Source organism: Hymenobacter wooponensis (assembly GCF_004745865.1).
Taxonomy (GTDB): domain Bacteria; phylum Bacteroidota; class Bacteroidia; order Cytophagales; family Hymenobacteraceae; genus Hymenobacter; species Hymenobacter wooponensis.
In genome coordinates this window covers 122702-143622 of record NZ_SRKZ01000006.1, presented here as the reverse complement: position 1 = coordinate 143622, position 20921 = coordinate 122702, and the positions used below count along the sequence as shown (strand labels likewise).

16 protein-coding genes are annotated in these 20921 nt (G+C 55.3%); 7 read left to right on the top strand and 9 right to left on the bottom strand.

The genetic code is table 11. The features are described 5' to 3' along the window. Positions 1-180: 180 nt before the first annotated feature. Positions 181-684: a regulatory protein RecX gene (locus EU557_RS19730; RefSeq protein WP_135532203.1), complete on the top strand. Its 504-nt coding sequence runs from the start codon at positions 181-183 to the stop codon at positions 682-684. 23 nt (positions 685-707) lie between these two features. Here EU557_RS19730 and EU557_RS19725 read toward each other — a convergent pair whose 3' ends face one another. Further along, complete coding sequence (locus tag EU557_RS19725) at positions 708-1337, bottom strand: DUF4230 domain-containing protein (protein WP_135532202.1); 630 nt, start codon at positions 1335-1337, stop codon at positions 708-710. Between the two features lie 106 nt (positions 1338-1443). On the opposite strand from EU557_RS19725, the gene EU557_RS19720 reads away from it, so the two are divergent. Continuing rightward, entirely contained in the window at positions 1444-2628 is a 1185-nt protein-coding gene (locus EU557_RS19720; protein ID WP_135532201.1) for a hypothetical protein, read from the top strand. Between the two features lie 11 nt (positions 2629-2639). On the opposite strand, the gene EU557_RS19715 is transcribed toward EU557_RS19720, so the two are convergent. The 3 genes from EU557_RS19715 to EU557_RS19705 form a co-directional block, all read right to left on the bottom strand. Further along, positions 2640-3539, bottom strand: coding sequence for a 1-aminocyclopropane-1-carboxylate deaminase/D-cysteine desulfhydrase (locus EU557_RS19715; protein WP_135532200.1), 900 nt, complete (start codon positions 3537-3539; stop codon positions 2640-2642). A 177-nt stretch (positions 3540-3716) separates the two neighbouring features. Continuing rightward, positions 3717-6326 carry a YfhO family protein gene (locus EU557_RS19710; RefSeq protein ID WP_135532199.1) on the bottom strand — a complete coding sequence of 870 codons (2610 nt, stop codon included), beginning with the start codon at positions 6324-6326 and terminating at the stop codon, positions 3717-3719. A gap of 209 nt (positions 6327-6535) precedes the next feature. Continuing rightward, positions 6536-7429 carry an EamA family transporter gene (locus EU557_RS19705; protein ID WP_167855285.1) on the bottom strand — a complete coding sequence of 298 codons (894 nt, stop codon included), beginning with the start codon at positions 7427-7429 and terminating at the stop codon, positions 6536-6538. A 204-nt stretch (positions 7430-7633) separates the two neighbouring features. Here EU557_RS19705 and EU557_RS19700 point away from each other — a divergent pair, with 204 nt between their 5' ends. The 3 genes from EU557_RS19700 (at position 7634) to EU557_RS19690 (ending at position 12736) form a co-directional block, all read left to right on the top strand. Next, on the top strand, positions 7634-10147 hold the full coding sequence (locus EU557_RS19700; protein ID WP_135532197.1) for a bifunctional UDP-N-acetylmuramoyl-tripeptide:D-alanyl-D-alanine ligase/alanine racemase: 2514 nt from the start codon (positions 7634-7636) through the stop codon (positions 10145-10147). A 413-nt stretch (positions 10148-10560) separates the two neighbouring features. Further along, positions 10561-11979: an alpha/beta hydrolase family protein gene (locus EU557_RS19695; RefSeq protein WP_135532196.1), complete on the top strand. Its 1419-nt coding sequence runs from the start codon at positions 10561-10563 to the stop codon at positions 11977-11979. 106 nt (positions 11980-12085) lie between these two features. Continuing rightward, the gene (locus tag EU557_RS19690) at positions 12086-12736 is read left to right on the top strand and encodes an OmpA family protein (protein ID WP_167855284.1); all 651 of its coding nucleotides are present in this window, start codon (positions 12086-12088) and stop codon (positions 12734-12736) included. 208 nt (positions 12737-12944) lie between these two features. Here the strand turns inward: EU557_RS19690 and EU557_RS19685 are convergent, their stop codons facing one another. Next, complete coding sequence (locus EU557_RS19685) at positions 12945-13847, bottom strand: carboxypeptidase-like regulatory domain-containing protein (RefSeq protein ID WP_135532194.1); 903 nt, start codon at positions 13845-13847, stop codon at positions 12945-12947. A gap of 218 nt (positions 13848-14065) precedes the next feature. On the opposite strand from EU557_RS19685, the gene EU557_RS19680 reads away from it, so the two are divergent. Both EU557_RS19680 and feoB read left to right on the top strand, forming a co-directional pair. After that, the gene (locus EU557_RS19680; RefSeq protein ID WP_425351967.1) at positions 14066-14329 is read left to right on the top strand and encodes a FeoA family protein; all 264 of its coding nucleotides are present in this window, start codon (positions 14066-14068) and stop codon (positions 14327-14329) included. Between the two features lie 9 nt (positions 14330-14338). Beyond that, the gene (gene feoB / locus EU557_RS19675) at positions 14339-16522 is read left to right on the top strand and encodes a ferrous iron transport protein B (RefSeq protein WP_135532193.1); all 2184 of its coding nucleotides are present in this window, start codon (positions 14339-14341) and stop codon (positions 16520-16522) included. Positions 16523-16628: 106 nt separating this feature from the next. On the opposite strand, the gene EU557_RS19670 is transcribed toward feoB, so the two are convergent. The 4 genes from EU557_RS19670 to EU557_RS19655 form a co-directional block, all read right to left on the bottom strand. Next, complete coding sequence (locus tag EU557_RS19670; protein ID WP_135532192.1) at positions 16629-17333, bottom strand: SAM-dependent methyltransferase; 705 nt, start codon at positions 17331-17333, stop codon at positions 16629-16631. A gap of 65 nt (positions 17334-17398) precedes the next feature. Beyond that, a complete protein-coding gene (locus EU557_RS19665; protein WP_245326335.1) occupies positions 17399-18181 on the bottom strand; it encodes an alpha/beta fold hydrolase in 783 nt (260 codons plus the stop codon). 67 nt (positions 18182-18248) lie between these two features. Beyond that, positions 18249-20147, bottom strand: a complete 1899-nt coding sequence (locus EU557_RS19660; RefSeq protein WP_135532191.1) for a tetratricopeptide repeat-containing sensor histidine kinase — start codon at positions 20145-20147, stop codon at positions 18249-18251. A 176-nt stretch (positions 20148-20323) separates the two neighbouring features. After that, positions 20324-20917 (bottom strand): PH domain-containing protein, encoded by a 594-nt coding sequence (locus EU557_RS19655; protein WP_135532190.1) that lies wholly within the window; start codon positions 20915-20917, stop codon positions 20324-20326. Positions 20918-20921: the final 4 nt, after the last annotated feature.

The window sequence follows — 20921 nt, the reverse complement described above, 5'->3', positions numbered from 1 at the left end:
GAAGCTGAACTTGTTACCTTGCCTTTTGAGATTCCATATCTGGTGAAGGTTTCTAGGCTCAGAGCTGTTATACAATTACTGTGATGCTGCCTCCTCAGCACTGAACCAACGAACGATTTGGGCACAGTTGACGTCCTAATTATATGGACCAGCTGTAGGCCTGCGCTCACCCTTTACTTTATGATGCAACCCGCCAAAAAGAATTTTTATACACCCGCCGAAGCACTTCAGAAAATTGCTGCTTTCTGCGCCTATCAGGAGCGCAACCAGAAGGAAGTAGAGTCCAAACTGCGGGAGTATGGTCTGGATGAGGACGAAGCTGGGGAAATCATTATTCGCCTGAGCCGCGAAAAAATGCTGGATGAAGAGCGTTATGCTAAGAGCTTCGTGCGCGGGCACTACCGACACAAGAAGTGGGGGCGCCGGCGCATAGTGCAGGAGCTGAAACAGAAAGGTATATCTGACTACTGCATTAAGTCTGGGCTGAAAGAAATAGACGGCGACGAGTATTATCAGAACCTAGTGGATGTTCTGGAGAAAAAAGACCGGCTAGAAAAGGAGAAGAACCCAAGGGCTCGCCGCCAAAAAATTCAGATATTCCTGATGAACAAAGGCTACGAGCAAGACCTGATTAAACTGGCGCTTGATGATTTAGGCAAAGCGCCTGAAGACGACAGTGAATAGGCCAAGCGCACTCGTGCAGGTTGTTAGCGGCGTGCCGGGAGTTGTGGGTTCTGCATCTGCTGAGTGAGCACCACCCGTCGGCCAGTGAGGGTTTCCAGCATGGGGCGCAATATTTTCTCGGCGTTTTGTTGGGTTTGCCCCAAAATACCGGATTGTAGCGCCGCGTTGCGCACGTTAGCTTCAGCATATTTATAGCCCGCGTCTACTAGCTCAGCATCTTGAAAAAAGCCGTTTTCTACACTGTATACGCGGCTTTTGTTGTGGTCTACTTGCCAGGTGCAAAGCTCCGGGGCCGGTAACGCTACGCGGACTACTGAGTCACCTTCCAGCACCACGTCTTGGGCACGCACCTTGCGCAAATCAAGGCAGCCTACGGCGTGGCCCGATACAATGAGGGCCACTTTAGCATCGGGCAGAAAGCGGTAAGTACTCTTTTTGTATTCTACCACATCTTTAAACTGGTACTGCACTAGCTCTAGGCGGCCCAGGTCTTCTACTTTTTCTAGCACCGTGTTATGCGTCACGGTGATACGAGGCTCTGGGTTTAACGGATTTTCAAGCAAAGTAGGACGAACTTTCGTCCAGAGAAACCACCCCAGGCCTAGCAAGAAAGCCAGGGGCAGCAAACGGCGGAGCAAACGAGTAAGGAGCATAGAACAGGGTAAGCACGAGTATAAGGCTTACGGAGCACAACAGATTGAGGTGCGTTTTTTGCCAGTACCTTTGGCTCTGCTTATGGCTGTTACTCCACTGCTTACAATGTCTGCTATTGCGCCCGATGCAGGTCAAGAACTTCAACCTGGGCCAGGCTGGCTGCGCCAATGGCATAGGTGGCTGCTGATGAGCTTGTGGGTGCTGGTACAGCTCTCATTGCTTTGGCAACACCATGGCCCCCGCTACGTCAACGACAGCGGCCGATACCTGGCCTACGGCACCCGCATTGCCCAGGAGTGGCACTTTGAGCACGACCACAACCTGCGATACGTAGGCTATCCGTTGTTCATTAGTTTCTGGCTGAAAGTAGGAGCGGGCTGGTGGGGCATTGCGCTGGGCCAGATGGCCGTAGCAGGCCTAGCGGCCTATGCATTTTATAACACGCTGCGGCGGCTAACGCCCAATGCTCTCGACTGGCGGCCGGCGGCCTTAGCTACTGCTGCCCTAATAGGATGGCGCGATGCTCAACAATTCAATGTGTACATTCTCACGGAGTCGTTGTTTGCCAGCCTGACTATTCTATCCCTCTGGGCGCTCTGCCGAGCGTACCGCACGGGTGCCCGCGGCTGGGTGATATTTGGCTTGCTGGCCTTGCTAACGGGAATTGTGCGACCAAACGGGTTTGTGGTAGCGGCGGCGGGGGCAGTGGCCGCGTTGGTAGGGCTGCGCCAGCAGCCTGGGCAGCGGGCGTATCGGCGTGCTTTGCTAGGCCTCTTGCTGCTGACACCGGTGATATGGGTAATCCTGAACAAGCTGCTGCTCACTTTCACGCTGGTAGAAACTTACTTGCGCGGCGAAATCATTTATGGATATACCCCCTGGGTGGTGGAGCCCACCGAGCCTCTGCTACTGCCGCCAGCTGGGTTAGCGCCAGTGCTGCGATTGGGGTATTTTATCGTGTGCAACCCAGTGCACTTCACCAAGCTAGCTTTGTTGAAGGGAGGCTTGTTTTTCAGCTACATCAAGAGCTACTACTCTTGGTCGCACATTGCGATGATTGTAGTATTTATTTACCCTTGCTACTGGCTGGCTTGGCAAGGTTCCCGCGCTACGTGGGCGTGGCTACCAGTGCGCGTATTTTTAGTAGCGGTGGTCATGATACAAGGAGCCGTGGTGATGATGACGGTGGAAGACTGGGATGTGCGCTTCTTACTGCCCGTTTTACCCTGCGTATTCGCCCTGGCAGGCATACGCTTAGTTACGCTGTTACCGCGCCCGCAAAGGGGATAATTCACGTGTGGCTATAGGGCTACCCGCTCCTGAAACCCCGCCCATGCTTGTAGGCCACCCGTATGCACGGCCACAACCGTGCTGCCGCGCCGGAAGTACCCGCTCTCCAGCATATCAAGTATGCCCACCAGCATTTTACTGGTGTAAATAGGATCTAATACTACCTGGTGGCGCTGTTCAAAAGCTTGCACAAACTGCAGCAGCTCTGGTGAGAGGCGGGCGTAGCCACCGCCATGGTAATCAGTCTGTAATGACCAGTTCGTGTAAGTAGTACCGGTGGCTTGTTGAGTGAGCTGGTTAATGTCATGCCGCAGAAAGTCAGCTCCTTTTAAGGCGGCGAAACCAAGTGCTTCGCGCTGACCGCGTAGGCCAGTTAGCAGGCCGGCCAGCGTACCGCCGGTGCCGCAGGCTACGCAGAGATAATCGAAATCTATTGCTGCTTCTAGCTCCTGCACCAGTTCTGCGCAGCCCGGTAACGCCAATAGGTTAGAGCCCCCTTCGGGTATTACGTAGGCAGGGCCAAGGGTAGTTAGCAACTGGCCTAGTACGTCGGGCTCGTGCTTGCGGCGGTAGGTTGCCCGGTCAATAAACTGTAGCTCCATGCCATCGGCTCGGGCCTGAGCTAACGTGGGGTTGAGAGGTTGCTGGCTCAACTCTTGGCCGCGTACTATGCCAATGGTGCGCAGCCCGGTGAGGCGGCCGGCGGCAGCCACGGCGGCCAAGTGATTGGAGTACGCACCTCCAAACGTAAGCAGCGTGTGGTGGCCTAGGCGGCGGGCTTCCTGGAGGTTATATTTAAGCTTACGCCACTTGTTGCCCGGCAGCTCCGGATGCGTCAGGTCGTCGCGCAGGAGCAGTAGCCGTACCCCGGCGCGGTCAGCTACTGGCTCGTTGAGGGGCTGCAAAAGCATGGGCTTGGCCGGAGTGAAGTGTGAGTTGAAAACGTAAAAAACACGTCATCCTGATGCAGGAAGGATCTTACCACGTTGGAACGACAGGCCTAGCGCCCAATTTCCTACGTAATGAGAGTCTTCCCGCGTCAGGATGACGTGCGGGTTTTGCCCGGCATCTCCTTGCCTACTTCACGGCTAAGCCGTCAGTAGTGTATCCTGGATTGAGTGAGGCTCCGGGCGGCGCTTAATGGCGTAGTAGAGTGCGGCTACTAGCACCACAAACAGGATAATAGATGCCACCATTGAGATGGTGTTGCCTAGCGCATACTCGCGCGGCTCAAAGCGGAACTCAATAGTGTGCTGGCCTGCGGGTACCTGCATAGCGCGCAGCACGTAGTTGGCTCGCACGTAAGGCACCTGCTTGCCGTCGAGGTAAGCGTTCCAGCCATCTTTGTAATAGATCTCGGAGAATACCACAAACCCGTCTTGGGCTGCCGTGGCGCGGTACGTCAGCTTATCAGGCTCGTAGGCGGTGAGAGCAATGGTAGAGCCGGCGGCCGAAAAAGTGGTTTTGGGTAGCGGGAATTTCGATGCATCTACTACCGCCGTAGTGGCGGGGTTCAGAGCACCCAACGCCTGAATTTCCTGATCGGGGTTCTGTACTTTCTGCACATCCTGCACGAACCAGGCGTTGCCCAGCGCGCCGGGGTTCCGCACGGCTTGCTCTGGCTGTTTGGCCTGCGCGTTGGCGGGAATAATGAGGTAGCGCATATTCAGCATGTTGAGCACCGGGGCCGCATCAGGCTTGCTCTGGGCAAAAATCTGCTGAAGCTGGGGCTGCATCTGCCAATCGAACAGCTCTTGGTAACGACGCAACTTAGCGCCATGGTAGCCCCCAATGCTCTTATGGAAGTACGAGGTGTTGGCCTCCTGAAAGGGACTGGCTAGGTTGAGCACCCGGTAGCTTAAGTCCTTATCCTGCAAAATCTGCTGATCGGTAGGGGAAGGCACGAACTGCTCCGCCACGGTTTCGTTCTGGAAGTTTGCTTCGTTGAGGTAGCGTTTATCTACGGCCCACAGGTCAATCAGCGTGAGCAGGCCTACCAGCGCCGCTGCCATGCTCATGGAGAGCTTGCGCTGCAGGAAAAACCACAGCACTCCGCCAGCCAAGGCAATGAATACAAGGGAGCGGAAGATGTCGGTGCGCATGAGGGAGGCGCGGTCGGCCCGCAACGCATCCAGCGGAAAGCCCTGCTGCTGCAGCTGTGCATCAACAGGAGCGGCAAAATCGGCAACTAAACCCGCCATGAAGGCCAGGGCGCAGATACCAGCCGTGATTCCCAGGGCCATAAGCACCTTACGCTTGAGCAGGCTGGTCGTAGCATCATCAACGGGTTGGCCGGTGAGGGCAGCTAGGCTAGGATGCGTGCTGCCAGGTGCTGCCGCCGTAGTGGGGCGGCCTTGCAGTACCCGGGCCAGCCCAAGCACCGCCAGAAGGGGCATAGCCAGCTGGGCAATTACTAGGGCCATGCTCACAGACCGGAACTTGTTATAGCCGGGGAAGTAGTCGAACATGAGGTTGTTAAACACTTCGAAGTTCTTGCCCCAAGCTAGCATGATAGACAGAATAGTGCCCACCAGCAGCCAAATGCGCGTCCGGCGGTCGGCAATTAGTAGGCCTAGCACGAACAGAAAGCACACTACGGCGCCCACGTACACGGGCCCGCTGGTGCTGGGCTGGTCGCCCCAATAAAGCGGCATTTGGGCCAGGTAGTCGCTGAGCTGCACGGGAGGTACCCCTGCGGCTGCCAGGGCTTTGCCGGTTTCGGAGTTGTCGCTGAGCTTGCCTTGGGAGGCGCCGCCGTAGAAGTTCGGGATGAGCAGGGTGATGGTTTCGCCCACGCCGTAGCTCCAGTTGAAGGCATAATCGCGCTCCAGACCGGAGCCACCTTCCTCAGTTGCTGCGGCTGCCTGGCCTGGCGCAGTTGGGGCCGATTTGGTCAGCTCCGATTTGCCCCGGATGGAGTACTTACCATATTCGGCCGTTACGTAGAGGCGACCAAAGCTCACGCCCACGGCTACTAGCGCCGCTGCACCCAGCAGGGCCGTACGGCGGATGAAATCAGGAATGCGGTTCTCGCGAACGGCAAAAATCAGCTCCACAATACCAAACACCAATACCAGTAGCAGCAGGTAGTAAGTTATCTGCAAGTGGTTGGAACGCATGTTCATAGTCAGCCCCAATGTGAACAGAGCCGCTCCTAGCCACTGGTTGCGCCGAAATGTTACGAGCAAGCCACCGAGCACTAATGGCGCGTAGGCCAGGGCCAAGGACTTGGTGTTGTGGCCCGCGGCCAGAATCACAATGTTATAGCTAGTAAAGCCCAGGGCTATGGCGCCCACCACCGCCAGCAACGGCCGCAGCCCCAGCGCCACAAACAGCGCGTAGCCGCACACCAACGCCAGAAACAGGTTGGCCACTACTGCCGGCAGGCCTAGCGTGAACAGGTTGTGCAAGTAGATGCTCAGGTCGCCGGGGAAGCGGGTGCTGATAAGGTAAGTGGGCATCCCCGAGAACATGGAGTTCGTCCAGAGTGCTTCCTGGCCCGTTTTGGCCCGCCACTCGGCGGCCTCATGTGCGCCCCCATTGAACTGTACGATGTCGTGCTGGGCCAGGGTCTTGCCCCCGAATAGAATGGGGGAGAAGTAGACGGCGGCCAGCACCAAGAAGAATAAAACGGCCAGCAGGTGCGGCAGCACCCGCCGCCACAGGGGCGCATCGGCCGGACGGGAAAGTGTGGTCATTCGGCTTGAAGAAAGTCGGAAAACGATCTGCTAGGCCACTTGGCCCGGCAAAGCAGCCCGAAGGTAGCCGTTTTCAGGGTTTCTAGCTGCCTATCAGATGCAGTTCTAGGCCAGTGTAGAGCGTTGCTGCCCTGAGTGCACGCATGGCTGCTCCGTGTGGTTGTCAATCAACCGCTGTCTTACTTCAACCAACTTAAGTGGTTGGTCAACTAGCGCCGCCCCACGCGCAAGGTGCTGTTGTACAGCAATACGGAGAAAAAAATTATGGTGTAGGCTACCCCTTGCACTCCAGTAGCCGCTTCGCCAAAGTACACGAATGCCAGCGCGAAGCTCACGATGGGGTTGATGTACATCATGATGCCCACCGTACCCGAAGGCAAGGCATTGAGGGCATACAAATTCAGAAACAGCGGAATAACCGTGAAAAGGGAGCTTAGGATAAATACCACGCTCAGTAACCGGGTATCTTGGAAGCCAGCGGCTGGGTCGGCGCCCAGTAGCGGGGCTAGCGGCAGAATAAGTAGGGCAGCCAGTACCAGCTGCACCGTGAGCAGTACCAGCCGGTCGTAGCCTTGTAAACGGCGCTGGCTGATCAGGTAGGCCGCATAGGTAATGGCTACCACCAAGCTCATCAGCATGCTCCGCAGCTCCCCAGCCCCCAGCAGCAAACAGCTCAATGCACTCAGCCCAATGGCAAGCCACTGGTTGTTGCGCAACTTCTCACCCAGCACTACAAAGCCCAGTAGCGCCGTTAGAATGGGGCAGATGAGGTAGGCAAACGAACCCGCCTGCACACTCACCTGATTGATGACATAAATAAACAGCAGCCAGTTAGAGGTCAGCAGCAAGCCGCCTACCACCGTCGATAGGCCTACGCTACGGCGCTCTGCTTTGGGGGCGGCTTGCCACTGAGCCCACACCTGTTGTACGACTGCGCGCCGGCCTAACCCATGCAACAGCAGCAGAATAAGTAGGGAAAGCAGGATGCGAAAAAATAGGATCTGGCCGCTGGCATATCCCGCTAACCAGCGCAGCGGAATAGGGAAGAACCCCCAGATGAGAAAAGCCGCCAAAGCAGCCAGGTGATGACGCGAGAGTTTCAAAAGCAGAGCCAGAAAAAATATTGGCGCCACAAAGGTACAATGCACGGCCTCTGAAAATAGAATTTTGTCTATATGGCCCCCATTAGAACTTCCGCTACAAATCGCCAGGATTGCTAAAGCCCGTCTTATTTGTAGCCTTAGAGTAACTGGCCTCGGCTGCTGCGCTGTCAACACCTAGGCCTCTCGTTGTACCTTTGCGGGGCTATGCTTCAGTTCACCGATTTGCCGGCCTGCACGGGCGGCACCCTGCTCCAAACGCCAGCTACAGCGGCGTCCATTCACCAACTGCTCATTGATAGCCGTCGGGTTGGGCAGCCGTCGGGGGCACTATTCTTCGCCTTGCGTGGTCCCCGGCATGATGGGCACCGCTACCTGGCGGAGCTATACGGCAGGGGCGTGAGGCTATTCGTGATTGATACCGAAGCAGCTTGGGAGGGTGGCCTAGCGGCCTTTCCGGAAGCCGGTTTTCTGTTAGTGCCCGATGTGCTGGCTGCTCTGCAAGCAGTGGCCGCCTGCCACCGGCAGCAGTACCGGTTGCCCGTATTTGGCATCACTGGCTCCAATGGTAAAACCATTGTAAAGGAGTGGCTGGCCCAGCTGCTCAGCCCCGATGAGCTGATTTGTAAAAGCCCCCTCAGCTTCAACTCGCAAGTGGGTGTGCCTCTGAGCGTGTGGGAGCTAAACCCAACGCATACTTTGGGCATTTTTGAAGCCGGCATTTCAGAGCCCGGCGAAATGGCGCGTCTGGCCCGCGTTATTCAACCCACCCTAGGCCTGTTTACGAACCTCGGCACAGCTCACGACGCTGGTTTTACCTCAGCACGTGAGAAAACCCAGGAGAAGATGCAGCTCTTCAAGAACGTCGACACACTTTTCTACTGCGCCGACCACACCCTGATTCATGAAGTAGCGCAGGCCCAGCTCGACAGCCGCCGTACCATACGCTTCCCCTGGACTCGGCAGCGGACGCTCTTTGATAGTCAGCAGGCCGATGTGCTTATCACCATCCACGAGGCCTCAGCTGAGCGCACCGTGGTGCGCGTTGAGCGCGCTAGGCCACTACCCCAGGAGCACACATTTACGTTGCCCTTCGCCGATGAGCCTTCGGTAGAAAATGCCCTCCACGGCCTCACGGTGCTGCTGTGGCGCCAAGTGGGTCCCGCTGAAATCCAGCGTCGCCTCGACCGCCTTCAGCCGGTGGCCATGCGCCTAGAGATGAAGCAGGCCCTCAACGACTGCTACGTTCTCGACGATACCTACAACAATGACCTGGCCGGCCTTAGCCTCGCCCTCGATGCACTGGCCCGCCAGCCGCGCCGGGGCCGCCGGACGCTCATTCTCTCTGATGTGCTGGAGTCGGGGCTGCCGGCTAATGAGCTATACGAGCGGGTTGCGGCCCAGGCTACGGCCCACGGTGTAGAACGCCTCATTGGGGTTGGCCCTGAAATCAGCCAGAACCAAGGGGCATTTACTGGCCTAGAAACTGCTTTCTATGCTGATACCGAAGCATTCCTAGCCAGCTTCCAGGCCGATCAGTTTCGCCATGAGACCATCTTGGTGAAGGGTGCGCGGCGCTATGGGTTTGAGCGGATTGTGGCAGTTTTTCAGCAGAAGATTCACGGTACAGTGCTGGAGGTAAACCTTGATGCCTTGGTGCATAATCTCAACTTCTACCGTCGCCGCCTGCAGCCCGGCGTCCGGCTGATGGTCATGGTGAAAGCCTTTGCTTACGGTAGTGGTTCCTATGAGGTAGCTAACCTGCTCCAGTTCCATCGGGCCGACTACCTAGCGGTGGCCTACACCGACGAAGGAGTGGATCTGCGCCAGCATGGCATCAGCCTGCCCATCATGGTGATGAACCCGTCGCCGGATGCCTTTCAGAAACTACGGCAGTACCATCTGGAGCCTGAAATATACTCATTTGAGCTGCTGGATGCCTATTTGGCTGCTGCTCAGGAGAGCCCCTTGCCCGCCATCCACCTCAAGCTCGATACCGGTATGCGCCGCCTGGGTTTTGCGGAGGAAGACGTGCCCGCTCTTTGCCAGGTCCTGCAACGCAACCTAGGCCACTTGCGCGTAGCCAGTGCCCTTACCCATCTGGCCGGCGCCGACGAAGCCCAGCACAATGACTTCTCCCGGCAGCAACTAGCCGCTTTTCACCGCATGACGCCGCAGCTCGAAGCCGCCCTAGGCCACTCTATCATTAAACATGCGCTTAACTCGGCGGGCATTGTGCGCTTTCCCGAGTCGCAGCTAGATATGGTGCGCCTAGGTATTGGCCTCTACGGGGTAGAAGCAACGGGGCAGGAGCAGGATGCGCTACGCCCCGTTAGCACTTTGCGTACCACTATCTCGCAGGTGAAGACCCTTCCTGCTAACCACACTGTGGGATACGGCCGCCGCGGACAAGCCGTGGACCATGACCGGCGCATTGCTACCCTGGCTATTGGGTACGCCGATGGCTATGACCGACGTTTCGGCAACGGCGCGGGTGAAGTACTCATCCGCGGCCAGCGGGCGCCCATTATCGGGAATGTGTGCATGGATATGTGCATGGTTGATGTAACCCATATTCCGGAGGTGCACGCCGGTGATACGGCCGTAATATTTGGTGAAGGAGTGCCTCTACCAGAACTAGCCAGCCGCGTTGGTACTATTCCGTATGAACTCCTCACTAACGTGAGTGAGCGAGTAAAACGGGTGTTTGTCACCGAATAGTGCAGTGAGTCACTTAGTCTTAATTTAGCAAGTGTCTGAGGGGAAATGTCTTATTCATTATTAGAATAATAATTGTCTTAGAGGATGTAGAAATAATTATAGCATCAATGCTATTTTATACCGCACTGTGTGATAATTTTGACCCCTCATTTATGGTGGCTGTTATTTCATTCTGAGGGGGCTTGAGCAGTTTTGCTGTCTCAGAATGAGAAAGAATGTATACCTACTATACTTGCTTCACTCAATTACCTCTCTAAACAGGAGCTATAGGCCGAAATTAGCCCGTAGAGCTTGTAAAAGAGGGTCGCTCTTTCACTTCTCTCCCTCACGTAAGACCAGGCACCTGCCATTTTAGAATTGCTTACCCGATTCTGCCTTTGCGCATTTCGTCCCCTACTCTTACCACCTACTGCATGAATAAACTTGTACACGTATCCTGGTGGCAGCACGCGCTGTTGTATCTGCTACTAGTAGTTCTAACATGCGGGCGTAGTCTCGCTGGCGAAACTCAGAATGCCCTCGATGGGTACTGGAAAGGCCCGCTGCAAGTGCCAGGCGGCAAGCTGGAAGTAATCTTTCGGCTAGTGAAGTTGAGCGATGGTACCTACTTCGCGGCTATGGATGTGCCCTTGCAGAAGGTCAACCGAATGCCAGTAGCCGTAACGGTGCATGGCGACACAGTTTCGCTGGCTGCCGAAGAAGCTGGGAGCCGCTTCATGGGTCGCCTGACGGCAGATGGAAAGAAAATCGATGGCACCTGGAGCCAACCCGGTTTCACGGTCCCGATGCTGCTAGAGTTTGTGCCAGCTACCATCGATACTAATCCCAAAGCTCACCTTACGCCACCTTACCGGGAGGAAGAAGTGCTCTTCACCAATATCCCCGTGGACCTGCGCTTGGCGGGAATGTTGACTATACCAGCCGGTAAAGGGCCTTTCCCCGCGGTAGTACTAGTGTCCGATGCGGGCGCTCATAATCGGGAAGGTACCGTTGGCGACTACCACGTTCTGGGGGCCTTGGGCGACTACCTGACTCGGCGGGGTATTGCCGTCATACGTTTCGATGACCGTGGCGTAGGTAAATCAGGCGGAGAGTCCAACAAAATCACTGTGCCGGATATGGTATCCGACGTGCAGGCCGCGTTGAACTTTCTGCGTACTCGCCCCGAAATTGATCTGGAGCACCTGGGTGTAATCGGGCACGGAGAGGGCGGCAATGTGGCCCTGCTCACGGCTGCTCAGCCTTTACCGCCCAGCTTTGTAGTGACACTTGGCGCCCCTGGCTTGCCTGGCAAAGTACTGCAGGCCCAGCAGCAGGCGAATATCTTGAAAGCAGCAGGTGCTGATGCCGCCAAAATTGAGGCTGCGTTGAAAAATCAGCAAGCTATGTTTGACTTCATCACCCAAACGCCAGATCCCTCACAAGCGAAGCCAATCATCGCTAACATGCTGCGCCAAAGCAATCCACTGCTAGATTCTAGCGCTGTGCAGCTTGCCGCCGCCGACATAACCTCTCCTCGCTACAAAGCATTTCTCAGCTTCGACCCTACCGCCAAAATGGGTGATGTTAAATGCCCAGTACTACTCCTGAATGGCACCGCTGACCTAGATGTGGGAGCGGATGCTAACTTGGCGGTACTTACTAAATGCTTGAAGAGCAGCGGCAGCGTGACCCCCCGTAAGCTTGTAGGAGTTAATCACCTTTTCCAGCCAGATCCGAAGGAGTGGCCTCTGGTGAATGGACAACAAAAGCCGACCTTCTCCCCCGCAGCTCAAGAAGCTATCCGGGAGTGGGTAGTGCAGCAGACTCAGCCCGATAAAGCCAAAAAATAACGCCTTTTGCTAGAGCGTATTTAAGATAGGGGGCCGAATGAGCTTAGCCATTCGGCCCCCTTTTGCGTATGCGGAAACTCATCTTTTCTCTCTCCCTTACTATAGTATGAAAAAGCAAATTCTCTCTGTCTTCGCTGCTACGGCTCTCCTAACTGCCTGCAGCGACCTTAAAAACCCCGAAACCAAAGACCAGCCTCAGGAAGCTACCGCCGATACGGCTGTGGTTTACCGCAAAGGCGAAACTGCTGCCGACGCGGCTGGTACAGCTGGCGATAAAATTGAAAATGCCGCTGACAAAGCTGGTGCCGCTGTAAGCAATGCCTGGGACATGACGAAGGCTAAGCTCGCAGACGTAAAACTGGAAGAAATTGACCTTCCAGAAGTGACCGTGCGCAGCGATGATCAATACAACGTGTATGGCCTAGAAGAGAAGATTCTGTTTGACACCGACAAAGCTGAGATTAAGCCTTCTGCTACCCGGGCTTTGTCAGAAATCAGTGCTTCTGTAGCTCAGCGTTTCCGTGGCAAAGAGGTACGGGTTCTGGGCTTTGCTGACTCGCGCGGCGATAAGTCGTACAACCGGGAGTTGGCTGCCAAGCGCGCTGCTGCAGTAAAAAATTGGCTGACTAGCAACGGGCAAATGAACGCTGCCAACGTGAGCATTGAGTCCTTCGGCGAGTCTGCTCCGGTGGCTTCTAACGCTACGGCTGCAGGCCGTCAAGAGAACCGCCGCGTAGAAATTGCCGTGCGTAAATAAAGTGTGAGATGCTTCGGTTTAGTAGAGTTCTAACTCAAGTAAACCGGAGCATTGAAGAAATGAAATGGGGACACCTTAATCAAGGTGCCCCCATCAGTAAAACAAACAGGCCGGTCCACTGAGTGGACCGGCCTGTTTGTTTTACTGATGAGTTTTGAGGTGGCCTAGCGCAGCTAAAAGCAGCTTTAAGCCTTACCCCAGCCCATAACTAGTCTTTGATCATATCCACCTCAGCGCGGATCATGGCGTTGTAGCGCTGGCCGTTATTGGCCAGAGTAATTAGGCTCCAGCCGCGGCCGATGGTGTAGTTCCAGGTGCGGCTCTCCTTAAATTCAAACGTGGGACGCAGGATCTGACCGTAGGGCGTGTAGTTGTCCATGAAGTTGGTGGTGTAGAACTTGTCACCACTTACAATCCATTCCATGGCTACGAAGAAGCCTTCTTTAGGCGCTTCGATGTTGTACTGTGTTAAGTCAATAGTGTACCACTCGCCGCCTTTGGGGGCTGATACCACAATGTTATCAGTCAGCAAGTCGGTGTTGGGGGAGTTGTAGTTGCCATCGGCCTTGTAGAGCCGTACGCGGAAAGGCTCGCGAGGGAAACCATTCTCACCAATGTAGAAGGATACCGAGCGAACGTTGCCCAAGTTTTTGCCCTTATCGTTTTTCACGAAGAAGGCATACTGGCTGCCCGGCATACCCTGGATCATGCCTTCACCCGGAGTGGTAGACTTAGAGCCTAGGTCAAGATTTTTAATCTTGGCGCTGCTCACCACTTTTACCTCTTTTAGAGCAATGGCACGCTTCGGAACCTCAATAATCATGTCCTGCACCTTAATGCCGGGCTTGATGAGCACCGCTTTGCGGAAGTAGCCCAAGGCATTAATGATGAGGGAGTCTTGAGGGTTCTTCTCGGGCATAGCCAGCTGGAAGTAACCATACTCGTTGGTAAGAGCACCCGTTTGTTCTTCCCGTAGGCCTATTGAGGCGAAAGGAATGGGCTCTTTGGACTTTTCGTCCACGATGCGGCCTGATATTTTATTCTCCTGAGCAAAACCTAAGGCTGGGAGAAGCAAGGCCAAGAAGAGAAGTGAGAGTACGCGTTGGAGCATATGCAGACAGGATAAGACTATGCCAAAACTACAATGATTTCGGGCATTAAAAGCAATACCTCACAGAATATTTATAATTGTGCAATTTGTTTTGAGAATAATTATAAGCCTGACAATTAAGATTTTCGGTCGTTACGCGAAGAGAATTATGCGCTTTGGCCGAAACCTAAAAGGGTGGTACCTTTGTTTAAAGTGAATCTAAATAATCCCGCCTGCCCGTGTCCACCCGTTCCACTACTGCTTCGCCCGCCATGCCTCGTAGCGTGAAAGATTTACGCTTAGGCGAAAGTGGGACAATTTGCTGCCTGAAAGATCCTGAAATGGCGCTTAAGCTACTGGAAATGGGCTGTATACCGGGTACGCAGGTTCGGCTTAACAGCCGGGCCCCGTTGGGCTGCCCTATTACGGTAGTGGTAGGGGAGAGCGAGGATTATACGTTGTCGTTACGCGTAAGCGAGGCAGCTACTATTATTCTGAAATAACCTAGGCGAATGGCAGGGGTGGAATTTGTTACCGGCCGAGCCGGCGCGGGCGCATCGGCCGCGATACTAGAAGCCGCTGCCCCCCGGCACCCCGGTGCCCTCACTCGAATTGCTCTGATCGGCAATCCCAACTCGGGCAAAACCTCTCTGTTTAACCAACTTACGGGGTTGAATCAGAAGGTGGGTAATTTTCCAGGTGTAACCGTTGACCGTAAAACCGGCGTGAGCCAGCTGACGCCGCAGCTCCGGGCCGAGATTATCGACCTACCCGGTACGTACTCGCTCTATCCCAAAAGCCTCGACGAGAAGGTTATTACTGACCTGCTCTACGACCGGTCGAGCGACCAGTACCCCGACTTTGTGGTGGTAACAGCCGATGCCAGCAACCTGCGCCGGAACCTGTTGCTCTTTACCCAGCTGGCCGACCTAGGCCTGCCTGCGGTGCTAGCGCTCAACATGATGGATGTAGCGGCGCAGCATGGCGTGAACATTGATATTGTGGCGTTGCAGCAGGAATTGGGTGTGCCCATTATCCCCATGAATGCGCGCAAAGGCATTGGTGTTGCGGCTCTCAAAATAGTGATGGCGCAGATGCTGGATGCGCCTGCTACGCACTTCTATGAGATTGAAGATGAGCTACTGCCCATGATTCGGCAGATTCGCTACTACTTCAACCTGCACAACGATTACCTAGCGTTGCACTACGCGCACCAGTACCGCCAGATCAGCTTTCTGTCGCCTGATGATCGGGCCTACATTGGAGAGCTGGTGCAAGAGTACGGGTTTGAGGCTACACCCCGGCAGGCGCAGGAAACCATTGCCCGCTACGCCAGCATCAACGATATTCTGCTGAACACAGTATCCGTTACGCGCACCCAGCGCAACGAGCCGTACAGCAACCGTCTCGATAAGGTGTTGACCCATAAAGTGTGGGGCTACCTCATTTTCTTGGGGGTTCTGTTCCTGATGTTCCAGGCCGTATTTGCCTGGGCCAGCTACCCCATGGATTTGATTGACCAGGGAGTGGCCTGGATCAACAGCCTCATCCAAACAAACTTTGATGGGCCGCTGATTAACCTACTTACCGAAGGTGTGCTGGCTGGCTTGGGGGGCGTGCTTATTTTTATCCCACAAATTGCCCTGCTCTTCGCCTTCATTGCGGTGCTGGAAGAAACCGGTTACATGGCGCGGGTCACGTTTATGATGGACCGCATCATGCGTAAATTCGGGTTGAACGGTAAGAGTGTAGTACCCCTCATTTCGGGGGTGGCTTGCGCCGTGCCAGCCATCATGAGCGCGCGCACCATTGAGAACTGGAAGGACCGGATGATTACCATCTTCGTCACGCCCTTGATGAGTTGCTCGGCTAGGATTCCGGTTTACACGGTGCTGATAGGGCTGGTAGTACCAGATCAGCCAGTGCTGGGTATTTTCAATCTGCGCGGCTTTGCCTTGATGGGGCTGTACTTACTTGGTTTTGTAGCAGCAATTTTATCGGCGTGGGCCATGAAGCTGCTGATGAAAACCAAGGAGCGTAGCTACTTCATCATGGAGTTTCCGGTATACCGCTGGCCCCGCTGGAAAAACGTAGGCATCACTATTGTTGAGAAAGTAAAAGCATTCGTTTTTCAAGCAGGTAAGGTCATTCTGGCTATTTCTATTCTGCTTTGGGTTCTGGCCTCCTACGGCCCAGCCGATGCGCTAGAACAAGCTGAAAAGCGAGCGAAAGTAGAAGGCCAAGCGAAGGGCTTTACCGCTGCTGAGACTGACTCGCATGTGGCCTCTGAGAAGCTGGAGAGCTCCTACGCCGGCCATTTCGGACACCTGATTGAGCCAGCCATTCGGCCCTTGGGCTTCGACTGGAAAATTGGTATCTCGCTACTCACTTCCTTTGCTGCCCGCGAGGTGTTCGTTGGGACGATGTCTACGATTTACAGCGTAGGCCAGGATGCCGATCAGCAAACTGTGCAGCAAAAGCTGGCATCGGAAAAGGATGCCAACGGTCAGCCGTTTTTCACGCCGGCCCGGTCATTTTCTCTGCTTGTATTCTACGTTTTTGCCATGCAATGCATGAGCACACTGGCTGCTACCTACCGCGAAACAAAAGGCTGGAAATGGCCCCTGATGCAGCTTCTATACATGACTGGCCTAGCTTACTTCTCTGCGCTGCTAGTCTATCAACTGATGAAATAGAAACAAGCCTAGCTGCCTAAAATACAGTAGCGCGAGTATCGGAGCCGGCCCTAAGTGGCCTACATCCGGTACTCGCGCTACTGTTTTAGGAGTGGCAACTAAGAAGCTATTTGCCGATTAGAAAGACAGCTGGCTGCTTGTGAATTTCGGGTAGTTTGCCCTTCCAGCCTGCTACGGTATCGGTGCGCACGTACTCATTTTCGGCGGTGAGACTGGCGGCAATGCACAGGCGGGTGCCAGGGTGCAGCGTCGTCAGAAGGTCTTCCAGCAGCTGCATGTTACGGTAGGGCGTCTCAATAAACAGTTGGGTTTGGTGCTGAGTTAACGCCTGTTTCTCGAGATTCTTAAGCGCGGCTACGCGCTTAGCCCGTTCAATGGGCAAGTAGCCATGAAACGCAAAGCTTTGGCCATTCATGCCGGAAGCCATCAGGGCTAGTAGCAGAGACGAGGGGCCAACTAGCGGCACCACTTTAATGCCTACCTGATGGGCGCGGCGGGCTAGTTCAGCGCCGGGGTCGGCGATGCCAGGGCAGCCAGCTTCGGAAATCACTCCTGCATCCTTGCCATTGAGCACGGGCTCCAGCGCGGCCTGAATTTGGGCTTCGGTGCTGTCTTTATCAATTACACCGATGCGTAAGTCCTCAATAACGTGCTGGGGCGCTACGCTCTTGATAAAGCGCCGCGCGGTGCGAGCGTTTTCCACCAGAAAATAAGATAAAGCGGCCACCCGGCCTCCCACCTGCGGGGGAAGCACCTGCGCGGCTGTATCGTCGGCGAGGATGGTGGGAATGAGGTACAGCGTGCCTTTCAAAGCAGAGAGGAGTAAAAGTGATAACTGAGTAGCATAGGCCTATGCAGGGTACCTTCGTTTAAGCGTTAGCCCTGGGCTGCGAAGGCATGCACAAGCTCAAATACAGCATCAGGGGCCTCAGCGTGTACCCAGTGTCCCGCATTCACAATTGTCTCAACCTGTGAATTGGGGAAAATGGCCGGGATGCCGTACAATTTGTCCTCGGTCGAAATGTAGTCAGACTTACCGCCACGGATGAAGAGGGCCGGTTTGAGGAAGGGCTGGTTGCTGGTGATTTCAGCGCCGATAGCCTGCATGTGCTCATTCAGAGCGGCCAGGTTCTGCCGCCACGCAAAGGAGTTATCTTCTAAGCGGTAAAGATTCTTGAGCAGAAATTGCCGAACGCTGGGCTGAGGAATATGCTGGGCTAGCGCATCTTCGGCCTGCTGTCGGCTTTCTAGTGTTGAAACGGGTACGGCATTCAGGCCCGCCAGAATATCATCTTGGTGAGCCATGTCAGAAACGCGGGGTGCAATGTCTACCACCACCAAGCGAGCCAGCCGTTCTGGGTGGTCGAGGGCGAAGCGCATGGAGGCTTTACCACCCATGCTGTGGCCTAGTAGCGTGGTAGTAGCTGCATCAAGCTGCAAGTGGTTAAACAGGCCCAAGATGTCTTGCGACATCAACTCGTAGGAGTGTTCTGCGGAGTGGAAGGAGCGGCCGTGGTTACGGAGGTCGGCCACAATTACGCGGTGGCCTGCTTCCGACCAGCGCCGTGCCAGGGTCTGCCAGTTATCAGAGGTGCCAAATAAGCCATGGAGAATAACCAGAGGATTGCCCTGGCCCATTTCGCGGAAGTGAAGAAGCATAGCCGGAAGTACAGTAGTGTGAGTCTGACAAAGGTCGGAAGACGGCGCCACATGCGCGCCACAAGCCTTAGCGCTGGGCGTTAGGCAGCGTAACCGAGATGGTGGTGCCTTGACCTTCGGTGCTTTCAATGTGCAGCATTCCGCCCTGGCGCTGGGTGAAAGCCCGGCACAGCATCAAACCTAGGCCAGTGCCTGAGCGGGGGCCATACGTGGGCATGAGCGGGCCATCGGCGTCCAGTAGGCTTGCAATCTGCTGTGGGGGCATGCCTAGGCCAGTGTCCGTGACACTGAGCCGTACAACTCCCTTGGGCAAAGCTTCTGCCTTGAGAACTATGCTGCCAGCCACCGGCGTAAACTTGAGAGCATTGCTGATCAGGTTGCGCAAGATGGTGCGGGTCATATGGGGGTCGGCCCAAATGGTCAGGTTAGGAGCATAATCAACCTGCAGGGTAATTTGCTTGGCTTGGGCCGAGGTACTGTAGAGGTTGGCAAGTTCTGTGAACAGTTCGGCTACGGGTAACCGCTCCGGCTGAAATGCCAGCTCACCGGTCTGGGTAACGGCCCAGTTCAGTAAGTTATCGAGAAGGCTGTTCAGGTTTTGAGCGGCTTGCCGGACGATGTCTGGCAGGCGGCGGAGACCTTCCTCATCACCGCGCTGCAGGTAGAAGTCAATGAGCTCCGTGACGCCGGCAAAAGAGGTTACCGGCCCGCGCAGGTCATGAGCTACAATAGAGTATAGGCGGTCTTTAGAAGCCGCCAGTTGGCGAAGTTCGAGAGTAGCTTCCTGTAGGGCAGCATTGTTTTCGGCCAGAGCCGCGCGGCTGCGCCGGAGCTGCCCGTATAAGAGGGCCATGCCGCCCAACCCAACCAGAAGCAGCGTAACTGCCGTCCATAACTCGCGGTTACGAAGCTGAGCAGTGTAGCTGCGCTCGGTGAGGAGGCGAATCTGGTTTTCTTTTTCTGCAGACTCATAACGCGCTTGCAGAGCCGTGAGTACCTGTAGTCGAGTCCGGTTGTTGAGGCTGTCGTTGAGGTTGCGGAACATATGCTGCCAGCGAAAAGCCTCCTCATATTTCCGCTGCCGCGCATAAATGTCGGTCAGCAAGCTGTAGGCATCGAGTACTCGTTCCCCATAGTTGATCTGGCGGGCCAGCCGCATGGCCTGCAACGTAAGGGTCTCCGCTTCACGTAGGTTGCCTTTAAGGTAGAGAACAGTAGCCAGCAGTTCTAGGTGCCCAGCCTCAAAGCGTGGCCGGTGCAACGGCGCAACCAGGGCCAGTGCTTGCCGCAGAAGTCCCTCGGCGGTGCCTAGCTGGTTCATCTGTAAATAGTAGGAGCCCAGATCAGCGAGATACAGCGACTCGCCCGCTACGTCGCCGATGCGCCGTGCAAGCTGAAGCGCCCGGCGGGTGTACAAAAGTCCATCTTGGTGCTTCCTGAGGTAGAAGTACAGATTGCCCATGTTGCCGAACAGCATGAGCTGGGTGCGCACGTGTACGCCGGGGCGGTATACCAAGTCAAGGGCCCGTTGGTAGTTGAGCAGCGCGGCGGTAGTGTCGTTGCGTTCGTGGTGCACGCCGCCCATACCAGTATAGCTGCGCACAATACCATTATTGTCGTGCAGGCGGCGGGCCAGAATCAGAGCCTCGCGCTGCAGATGCAGGGCGTGCGGGCCGTCGGAGATGTTAGCGTAGGAGCTGCTCAATACCAGCAGGCTGCGCAACAGACCCTGCGCATCATTGAGGCGCCGAGCTAGCCGAACCGCTTGCTCACCATACGGAATGGCGCGGGTAGGGGCGGAGTCGTGCAATATGTGGCACAACGAAGCTAACTGACGTACCCGGCTAGTGTCGGCGGGCTGAGTTGCTAACTGGCGAAGCAAAGCTACTTCGGCCTGTTCTTCACTGGTGTGGCCTAGGCTGGGGAATGCGAAAAGCAGCAACCAAAAAAGCAAAAATCGCTGCATCAGCTCGGGAGAGGCAAAAGGAATGAAGCAAAGGTAGATGCCTGATTCCGAGCTTTACCGGGCAAAAAGCCGGTTTTATCGAATAATTGCAGGGGTAAACTCGTATCTCAAAGTATAAACGCTAGTGGACTAGCAAGTAGTATAGCTCCTGACTTCTCTGTGAATTTGAGGGCTACTTACACGAAGCAAAACCACCGCTGCTGATGCTCGACAGGAGTATTCCGGAGGAACTCCGCTACCGGCTCAAGGCGGGTAAGCAAGGACGTAAGCGTGAGCACCTCGCCCGTGCGCAGATGCAGCTTGATGTAGTTGTAGTTGCTCCAGAACATGCGCCGCGACTTGCAGGTTACACGCTCCACACGGACCAAGTCACTTTTGCTGAAGGGAATGCGCACGCGGCCTTCGTAAACCTCCAACACGTTCCTTTTGGGGTCGAACACAAGCGTAGTGTCAAGGTTTCGGGCGTAATACTGAGCGTGCAGAACCAGCGCTGGCATTGAGAAGCCCAATACAACGGCAGTAATGAGGCCAAGCAATACCTGCTCGTATACAGCCATGGAGCCGAGATAGAACAAGGAGCCCAGAAAAGGTAGGCCTACCCCAAGGCATAGCAGCGGCCAGAAAGCTAAGGCAAACTGGCGCAGAAATGTGGGCCGATATACTCGGCTCTTACTGGCGAAAAAGCTGGTAATAAACCGCAGCCCTACAGCCATGAGCGTAATAGCGGCCGCTGCCTCCAGCAGCGGCCGCAAAAACGGAATCAGCTTCACAGGG

What these genes read in the sequence shown, in the direction of transcription:
- EU557_RS19730 (WP_135532203.1), top strand. Translation starts at nt 181, where the DNA reads ATGATGCAACCCGCCAAAAAGAATTTTTATACACCCGCCGAAGCACTT.
- EU557_RS19695 (WP_135532196.1), top strand. Translation starts at nt 10,561, where the DNA reads ATGAATAAACTTGTACACGTATCCTGGTGGCAGCACGCGCTGTTGTAT.
- EU557_RS19710 (WP_135532199.1), bottom strand. Translation starts at nt 6,326, where the DNA reads ATGACCACACTTTCCCGTCCGGCCGATGCGCCCCTGTGGCGGCGGGTG.
- EU557_RS19720 (WP_135532201.1), top strand. Translation starts at nt 1,444, where the DNA reads ATGTCTGCTATTGCGCCCGATGCAGGTCAAGAACTTCAACCTGGGCCA.
- EU557_RS19685 (WP_135532194.1), bottom strand. Translation starts at nt 13,847, where the DNA reads ATGCTCCAACGCGTACTCTCACTTCTCTTCTTGGCCTTGCTTCTCCCA.
- EU557_RS19690 (WP_167855284.1), top strand. Translation starts at nt 12,086, where the DNA reads ATGAAAAAGCAAATTCTCTCTGTCTTCGCTGCTACGGCTCTCCTAACT.
- EU557_RS19665 (WP_245326335.1), bottom strand. Translation starts at nt 18,181, where the DNA reads ATGCTTCTTCACTTCCGCGAAATGGGCCAGGGCAATCCTCTGGTTATT.
- EU557_RS19660 (WP_135532191.1), bottom strand. Translation starts at nt 20,147, where the DNA reads ATGCAGCGATTTTTGCTTTTTTGGTTGCTGCTTTTCGCATTCCCCAGC.
- EU557_RS19700 (WP_135532197.1), top strand. Translation starts at nt 7,634, where the DNA reads ATGCTTCAGTTCACCGATTTGCCGGCCTGCACGGGCGGCACCCTGCTC.
- feoB (WP_135532193.1), top strand. Translation starts at nt 14,339, where the DNA reads ATGGCAGGGGTGGAATTTGTTACCGGCCGAGCCGGCGCGGGCGCATCG.
- EU557_RS19715 (WP_135532200.1), bottom strand. Translation starts at nt 3,539, where the DNA reads ATGCTTTTGCAGCCCCTCAACGAGCCAGTAGCTGACCGCGCCGGGGTA.
- EU557_RS19725 (WP_135532202.1), bottom strand. Translation starts at nt 1,337, where the DNA reads ATGCTCCTTACTCGTTTGCTCCGCCGTTTGCTGCCCCTGGCTTTCTTG.